Raw genomic sequence first — 7219 nt, 5'->3', positions numbered from 1 at the left:
TGGCGGCTCCCGCACCGGGCCCCGGCCGACGTCGTCGCCGGGGCGCTGGTCGTCCCGGGCGAGGTCGACCTGTGGCTGCGCGTCGGCTGCACGGCGGCCGGCTGGGCCCGCGCCCTGCACACCTCCTGACCAGGGGTGACCGGCCCCCTCCGGTCACCCCCCATGCCTGCGCCGCGGCCCCCCACCGCGGTCGCGGGCGCTCCACCCCGGCCCCGGACGCCCCTTCCCCCCTGAGGTGCGTCCGGGGCCGGGCCCTACCCGCAGACCCGGTCGACGAGCGCCTGCAGCCGCCCGCGCTGGGCGTCGGACAGCGGCAGGTCCACCACCGCGGTCTCCCCCGCCGCCACCACCGTCAGCGGGAACACGAAAGGCTTCTTCGTCTCGGCCAGCACGTGGGGGTCGCAGCTGGCCGGCCCGACGGTGAACGGCAGGGACAGCTCCTGCTCGTCGGTGCCCAGGGTCGCGGGCAGGCCGGGCACGACCGGTTCGAGCAGCACGCTGCGGCCCAGCGCCTCGACCCGCACCTCCCCGCCCTCGTCGACCCGGGTGAGGACGACGGTCCCGCGCACGTCGTCGCCGTCCTCCCCGGAGCCGCCCTCGGTGAAGCCGTCGACGGTGACCGCGACGTGCTCGGCCAGCCGCTGCGCCGCGCACTGCTCCGCGGCCACCAGGTCCATCGCGTCGCCGGCCAGCGGGACGACGACCTCCTCGGGCCCGGCGCCGCGGTCCAGCTGCACCCGCGCGCCGAGCGGGTGCACGTCGGCCGCGCAGTCGACCGCGCCGAAGGGCACCGGCAGGTCGATGGTCCGGCCGGGGGCGTACCGGGCGGTCTGCTCGCTGGGCGGCTGCTCGGCGAACGCGTCGCTGACCAGGGCGACGGCGGTGACGGTGACGGGCACGTCGCCGGTGTCGGTGAGCCGCACCTGCACCTGGCCGCCGAGGGCCTCGTCGGTGCGCAGCCGCACCACCTCGCCGGAGATCCCGGGGACCTCGGGGAAGGCGGCGGGGACCGGGGTCGGGGTGGCGGTCGTCGCGGTCGGTGCGTGGCCGGCGGAGCACGCCGCCAGGAGCAGCGCGAGGGCGGCGACGGCGACCGGCGCACCCCTCATGGACCGGCACCCTAGGACCGGAGTTCAAGTTGCGTGTGACAACCATCACCGGTCTAGGCTCGTCCACCGGGAATGCACAACCGCGACGCCGGTTGACCTCGAAGACTGCGGGCAGGTGCTGACCACCTGCCCCGAGCGACCGGAGACCGACGTGACCTGCCCGACCCTGCTCCACCGCCCCCGTGCGGAGGAGTCCGAGCGGTCGCGGTTGGGCACCCTGCTGGCCGGGCTGCGCGACGGCGAGGACGGCCGCTCCCAGTTCGCGCGCTTCGTGGCCGTCGGCGCGGTGTCCAGCCTGCTGTACGCCGTGCTGTTCGTGGCCCTCGACGGCATCGGCGACCAGCCGGCCAACCTGGTCGGCGCGGTCGGCTCGACGCTGCTGGCCAACGAGCTGCACCGCCGGCTGACGTTCCACGCCGGAGGCCGGGTCGGCTGGTTCACCGCGCAGTGGGAGGGCGGCGGCCTGGCCGCGGTCGGGCTGGTGGCCACCTCGCTGGCGCTGGCCGGGCTCGACGAGCTGGCCGGGGTCACCTCCTGGGAGGTGCAGGTGCTGCTCATCGGCGCGGTGACCGGCGCCATCGGGCTGTGCCGGTTCGCCGCGCTGCGGGCATGGGTGTTCACCACCAGGACCCTGCGCGGCGGTTGATCCGGCCGGTCCCGGACCGCGTTACCGTCGTCCGGTGACCGAGCCCGCGCCCCCGCCCACCGGGGTGCAGAGCCGCGCCCGGTACCTGCGCGAGCACCCGGCCACGCGACGCACGCTGCGGTGGACGCAGCGGGTGGTCGTCGCGGTCGTGGGGGCCACGCTCGGGGTGGTGCTGTTCGGCCGCGTCGAGGCACCCATCGGCCCCTTCGACGCCACCGTCGCGTTCACCCCGGCCGCGTCCGGCGGGGCGGAGGTGGAGATCCCGCCGCTGGGCGCCCTGGCGGTCGACGCCTACGACGGCCCGCTGCGGCTGGACGTGCAGCTGCGCCGGGTCGACGAGGCCCGGGTCCAGTCCCTCGCCTCCGACCCCACCCAGCTCGACGGCATCGTCGACACGGTCAGCGCCGACCTGCGGGCGGCCGTCGTCCGGCTGGCCTGGACCACCGCCGCGGCGGGCGCGGGCGGGGCGGTCGTGCTGTCGCTGGTGGTCCTCCGCCGGCGGCGGGAGCCGCTGGTGGCCCTCGGGCTGTCCGCCGCGCTCCTGGCCGGCACCGCGGGACTGGGGGCCGCCACCTGGCGACCGGAGGCCCTCTCGCAGCCGACCTACACCGGCCTGCTGGTCAACGCCAACAGCCTGATCGGCTCCGCGCAGGACATCGTGGCGCGCTACGACGCCTACCGCGCCTCGCTCGAGGACCTGGTCACCAACGTCAGCACCCTCTACTCCGCGGTGTCCACCCTGCCCGACCCCCGCCGCACCGCCGGCACCGTGGCGCTCCTGCACGTCTCCGACCTGCACCTCAACCCCGCCGGCGCGGACCTGGTCGAGCGGGTCGTGCAGCAGTTCGGCATCGACGGCGTGCTGGACACCGGCGACATCGTCGACTGGGGCAGCGCCGCGGAGAACCAGACCTTCAACTGGATCGGCACCCTCGGCGTGCCCTACGTCTACGTGCGCGGCAACCACGACTCCGCACTGACCGCCGCCGCGGTGGCCGCCCAGCCCAACGCCACCGTCCTCGACGACTCCTCCACCAGGATCGACGGCATCGTCGTCGCCGGCACCGCCGACCCGCGGTTCACCCCGGACAAGTCCGGCACGCAGGACGCCGAGAGCCTGGAGCAGTCCGGGGAGGAGCTGGCCGACTACATCGCCACGCTGGACCGCCCGCCGGCGATCGCCCTGGTGCACGAGCCACCCCAGGCCGAGCCGCTGGACGGCGTCGTCCCCCTCGTGCTGGCCGGGCACACCCACGAGCGCGACGTGTCGGTGATGGAGGAGGGCACCCGGCTCATGGTGGAGGGCTCCACCGGCGGTGCCGGGCTGCGCGGCCTGCAGGGCGAGGACCCCACACCGCTGAGCTGCACGGTGCTGTACCTGGACCGCACCACCGGCGAGCTCACCGCCTACGACGAGATCACCCTCGGTGGCCTCGGCCAGTCGGAGGTCACCATCCAGCGGACCTACACGGACCCGCTGCCGGTGGCCGACGAGGACGCGCCCGGTGCGCCGTCGGACGCACCCGTCCAGGGGCCGACCACCGCCCCGGCGCCGGTCACCGGCGCGGCGGTCCCCGCCCTGCCCACCGGCTGACCCCTACGCTTCCCGGCCATGACGCCCCCTCGCGCCGTCCGGTTCGCCGTCCCCCTGCTCGCCGCGGTCGCCGTGGCCGGCTGCTCGTCGAGCAACGTCTCCTGCTCCGGCAACTCGTGCACCGCCACGATCGAGGGCGAGGGCGCCGAGGCCTCCGTCCTGGGGACGTCGGTGGTCCTCGGCGGCGTGCAGGACGGCCGGGCCACCCTGTCGGTCGGGGACGCCCAGGTGTCCTGCGCGACGGGTGAGAGCGTCAGCGCCGGCCCCCTCTCGCTGACCTGCACCAGCGTCGAGGAGGGCCGGGTGGAGCTGACCGCCTCGCTCGGCTAGCGCGCGACGTCGACGACGACCCGCGTCGGGTTCGTCAGCGCCTGCACACGGAAGGGTCGCCGGGTGTCCAGGCCCACGTAGACCAGCGCCTGGCCCTCGAACACCGAGTCGTAGTAGACCGCCAGCACCGGGCCCTCGCCGGGGCCCTGGTAGGTGCCGCGGGCGACCTCGGTCACCCCCGGCGCCTCGTACGGGTTGGTGGTGCCGGTGAGGGTGACCCGGAGGAACGCCGTCCCCGCGAGCTCCACCGGCGTGCCGCTGCCGGCCTGCGTCGGCGCCTCGGCGTACCCGACGTCCCACCCGGGGACCGCCGTGCCGCTCAGCTCGAGCACGACGCGGTCGAAGCCGTCCTGGGCACCCTGCCGGACGTCGGTGACCACCGTCGGGCCCTCGCCGGCGACGGCGTCCGCGGTGGACGGGGACGTGTCGGCCGGGAACGGTGCGGCGTCGGTGACCTCGTCGACGGCGCCGGTCGTCGTCGACGGCACGGTCGTCGGCGGCACGGTCGTCGTCGGGGCGGCGGGGGCGCTGGAGGACGTGCTGGTCGACGCCGCCTCGTCGGTCCCCCCGTCCCCGCACCCGGTGAGCAGCACCAGCGCGGACAGCGGGACGGCGGCCAGACCGCGGGCGAGGGTTCCGGAGCGCATGCGGCCAGGGTGGCACGCACACCGGCCCAGGTGAGGGTGCCCTGCCGTTTGGCCGCCGTCCGCACCGGGGAGAGCTGCCCCCGGAAGATCCCCGACCGGAAGGCCCCCCGTGCTCGACGTCTGCGACCTGGTCCTCGAGGACCACCACACGATGCGCCGCCAGTTCGCCCTGCTGGACGACGTCTGGGACGACCCCCGGGCGCTGGGGATGGTCTGGAAGGGCCTGGCCCGGATGCTCGACGTCCACGCCGCCTGCGAGGAGGAGGTGTTCTACCCCTACCTGCTGAAGTACGGCGACTCCGGTGACGACGACTCCTCCGAGGGCGACGCCGTCGACGAGACCGACGACGCCATGGGCGACCACAACGAGATCCGCGACGCCGTCGCCAAGGCGAACGAGGAGGAGCCGGGCAGCGAGGCCTGGTGGGCCGCGGTGCGCAAGGCCCGCGAGGAGAACGACGACCACCTCGCCGAGGAGGAGCACGACGCGCTCCCGGACTTCCGGCGCAACGCCTCCGTGGAGCTGCGCACCGAGCTGGCGCTGCGCTGGCTGGACTGGCGCTACGCACACGACTCCGGCGAGGGCATCACCTACGACAAGGACCCCGAGGAGTACATCGAGCAGTACCGGTCCTCGCCGGCCGGCGACCCGGTGGACCACCCGGTGGACCAGTCGTCGGTCACCGCGCACTGACCCGTCCCGGTGACCCGCCGGGCCCCCTGTCACGAGGGGGCCCGGCGGGCATGTATGGTTCTCCCTGCCTCCAGCGAGCACGAGCCCTCATCGTCTAGTGGTCCAGGACGCCGCCCTTTCAAGGCGGTAGCACGGGTTCGAACCCCGTTGGGGGCACGCACCACCGGAAGTTCAGCAAGGCCCTGTAGCGCAGTTGGTTAGCGCGCCGCCCTGTCACGGCGGAGGTCGCGGGTTCGAGTCCCGTCAGGGTCGCCGACCGATGTCCACGGATGTCGGGCTGGGGCCAGGTAGCTCAGTCGGTACGAGCGCTCGCCTGAAAAGCGAGAGGTCGGCGGTTCGACCCCGCCCCTGGCCACCCCCGAGTCGCACAGACTCCGCACACGATCCCCACCGCCTGGCCATCAGGTCGCCGGGCACCGTCCTCCTCGACACCCCGAGGAGGACCCGTGGAACCCACCGATCCCCGCAGCACCGGCACCCGCCGCGTGCGCCTGGCGACCGCCGCGGTCGCCGGCGGAGCCCTGGTCGGCACCGGCGCGCTGGCCGTCGTCGTCGCCCAGGCCCACCCGGCCGCTGCCGCCGCCGAGGACACCGCACCGTCCGGCACGGAGAGCGGCAGCACCGCCGTCCCCGGCGACGACGACCGGCCCACCGCGCCGGTCGGCCCCACCGGCCCCACCGGCGGGGTCTCCGGCGGCCACGGCGGGCGGGCGCACACCTCGAGCGGGTCGTCGTGACCGCGCTCCGCGACGACGCCCCCACAGCGGGAGTCGCGACTGCCGACTGGACCGCCTGGACCTGCCGGGTCCGGGTTGCCGTCACCGACCCCGCAGCCCTGGACGCCGCCCGCGCCCTCGTGGCCGCCGAGCTGGACGCGGTCGACCGGGCCTGCAGCCGGTTCCGGCCCGACAGCGAGCTGGCCGCGGTGGACACGGCCGCCGGCCACTGGACCCCGGTCGGCCCGCTGCTCGCCGAGGCCCTGGCCGTCGCGCTGCGGGCTGCGCGGCTCACCGACGGGGACGTCGACCCCACGGTCGGCGGCGCCCTGCTGGCGCTGGGCTACGACCGGGACCTCGACCGCGTCGACCCCGGTGCCGTGCCGGCCGCGCTGGTCCCGGCCGCCGGCTGGTGGACCGTGGAGCTGGACGGCGACCGGGTGCGCATCCCGTGGGGCACCCGGCTCGACCTCGGCGCCACCGCGAAGGCCTGGACCGCCGACCGGGCCGCGGCCGCGGTGGCCGCCCGCACCGGCGCCGGTGCCCTGGTCTCGATCGGCGGGGACGTCGCCGTCGCCGGCCCCGCGCCCGAGGGCGGCTGGCGGATCCGGGTCGAGGACGTCGCCGGTGACCCCGACGCCCCGCCCCCGCCCGGTTCGGCCACCGTCTCCGTCGTGGACGGCGGGCTGGCCACCTCCGGCACGGCTGCCCGGCGCTGGCTGCGCGGCGGCGTCGAGGTGCACCACCTCGTCGACCCCCGCACCGGCCGGCCCACCGCCCCCGTCTGGCGGACCGTGAGCGTGGCGGCGGGCAGCTGCACCGACGCCAACACCGTCAGCACCGCCGCCGTCGTCCGCGGGCACGCCGCCCTGCCGTGGCTGCGCGAGCTGGGCCTGCCCGCCCGGCTGGTCACCGAGCACGGCGACGTCGTCACCTGCGGGGGGTGGCCGGCGTGAGCGTGCTCTCCGACGGCGCCTTCCTCTGGTACCTCAACCGGGCCACCGGCCTGGTCTCGCTGCTGCTGATGACGCTGGTCGTCGTGCTGGGGGTGCTGGTGCAGCGGCAGGTGCGGCTGCCCGGCCTGCCGCGCTTCGGCACGGTCGGCCTGCACCGCAACGTCTCGCTGGTCTCGGCGGTGCTGCTGGTCGTGCACGTGGTCAGCGCGGTGGTGGACAGCTACGTCAGCATCGGCTGGCTGGACACCGTCGTCCCCTTCGTCGCCGGGTACGAGAGCTTCTGGGTCGGCCTCGGCACCCTGGCGATCGACCTCACCGCGCTGGTCGTGGTGACCAGCCTCGTTCGCGGGCGGCTGCCCGTGCGGCTCTGGCGCGGGGTGCACTGGACCTCCTACGCGCTGTGGCCGCTGGCCTTCGTGCACGGCCTGGGCGCCGGCACCGACCTCGGCTCGGGCTGGCTGCTGGCCGGCGCGGTCGGCTGCGCGGTCGCCGTCGCGGTCGCCTCGACCGTGGCGGTCGCCGGCCGG

General features: G+C 75.9%; 9 protein-coding genes and 3 tRNA genes. 10 read left to right on the top strand and 2 right to left on the bottom strand.

Going from position 1 to position 7219, the window contains the following annotated elements:
- Window positions 1–254: 254 nt before the first annotated feature.
- Window positions 255–1109, bottom strand: coding sequence for a hypothetical protein (locus tag NH342_RS21040; RefSeq protein WP_253017992.1), 855 nt, complete (start codon window positions 1107–1109; stop codon window positions 255–257).
- A gap of 151 nt (window positions 1110–1260) precedes the next feature.
- Between NH342_RS21040 and NH342_RS21035 the strand changes: the two genes are divergently transcribed.
- Genes NH342_RS21035 through NH342_RS21025 form a run of 3 tightly spaced genes read left to right on the top strand, consistent with a single transcriptional unit; the run spans window position 1261 to window position 3679 of the window.
- Window positions 1261–1755 carry a GtrA family protein gene (locus NH342_RS21035; protein ID WP_253017990.1) on the top strand — a complete coding sequence of 165 codons (495 nt, stop codon included), beginning with the start codon at window positions 1261–1263 and terminating at the stop codon, window positions 1753–1755.
- Window positions 1756–1789: 34 nt separating this feature from the next.
- On the top strand, window positions 1790–3349 hold the full coding sequence (locus NH342_RS21030; RefSeq protein WP_253017988.1) for a metallophosphoesterase: 1560 nt from the start codon (window positions 1790–1792) through the stop codon (window positions 3347–3349).
- An 18-nt stretch (window positions 3350–3367) separates the two neighbouring features.
- Window positions 3368–3679: a hypothetical protein gene (locus NH342_RS21025; protein ID WP_253017986.1), complete on the top strand. Its 312-nt coding sequence runs from the start codon at window positions 3368–3370 to the stop codon at window positions 3677–3679.
- Here NH342_RS21025 and NH342_RS21020 read toward each other — a convergent pair.
- Complete coding sequence (locus NH342_RS21020; RefSeq protein WP_253017984.1) at window positions 3676–4326, bottom strand: hypothetical protein; 651 nt, start codon at window positions 4324–4326, stop codon at window positions 3676–3678. The genes NH342_RS21025 and NH342_RS21020 overlap by 4 nt on opposite strands.
- Before the next feature lie 109 nt (window positions 4327–4435).
- On the opposite strand from NH342_RS21020, the gene NH342_RS21015 reads away from it, so the two are divergent.
- From NH342_RS21015 to NH342_RS20985, 7 genes are all read left to right on the top strand, one after another.
- A complete protein-coding gene (locus tag NH342_RS21015; RefSeq protein ID WP_253017982.1) occupies window positions 4436–5020 on the top strand; it encodes a hemerythrin domain-containing protein in 585 nt (194 codons plus the stop codon).
- An 83-nt stretch (window positions 5021–5103) separates the two neighbouring features.
- Window positions 5104–5176: transfer RNA gene (locus tag NH342_RS21010), tRNA-Glu, on the top strand.
- A gap of 22 nt (window positions 5177–5198) precedes the next feature.
- A tRNA-Asp gene (locus NH342_RS21005) sits at window positions 5199–5272 on the top strand.
- 29 nt (window positions 5273–5301) lie between these two features.
- Window positions 5302–5375 (top strand) — tRNA-Phe (locus tag NH342_RS21000).
- A gap of 91 nt (window positions 5376–5466) precedes the next feature.
- A complete protein-coding gene (locus NH342_RS24390) occupies window positions 5467–5757 on the top strand; it encodes a hypothetical protein (protein WP_253017980.1) in 291 nt (96 codons plus the stop codon).
- Window positions 5754–6692 carry an FAD:protein FMN transferase gene (locus NH342_RS20990; protein ID WP_253017978.1) on the top strand — a complete coding sequence of 313 codons (939 nt, stop codon included), beginning with the start codon at window positions 5754–5756 and terminating at the stop codon, window positions 6690–6692. The genes NH342_RS24390 and NH342_RS20990 overlap by 4 nt, the downstream gene beginning before the upstream one ends.
- Window positions 6689–7219: ferric reductase-like transmembrane domain-containing protein (locus NH342_RS20985; protein ID WP_253017976.1), on the top strand; the 531-nt coding region annotated here is incomplete at its 3' end. The genes NH342_RS20990 and NH342_RS20985, both read left to right, overlap by 4 nt.

Source organism: Klenkia sp. PcliD-1-E (assembly GCF_024124375.1).
Taxonomy (GTDB): Bacteria; Actinomycetota; Actinomycetes; order Mycobacteriales; family Geodermatophilaceae; genus Klenkia.
This window is presented reverse-complemented; position numbering and strand designations above follow the sequence as displayed.

Coding starts and splice junctions, on each gene's coding strand:
- NH342_RS21040 (WP_253017992.1), bottom strand. CDS start 1,109: ATGAGGGGTGCGCCGGTCGCCGTCGCCGCCCTCGCGCTGCTCCTGGCG.
- NH342_RS21025 (WP_253017986.1), top strand. CDS start 3,368: ATGACGCCCCCTCGCGCCGTCCGGTTCGCCGTCCCCCTGCTCGCCGCG.
- NH342_RS21020 (WP_253017984.1), bottom strand. CDS start 4,326: ATGCGCTCCGGAACCCTCGCCCGCGGTCTGGCCGCCGTCCCGCTGTCC.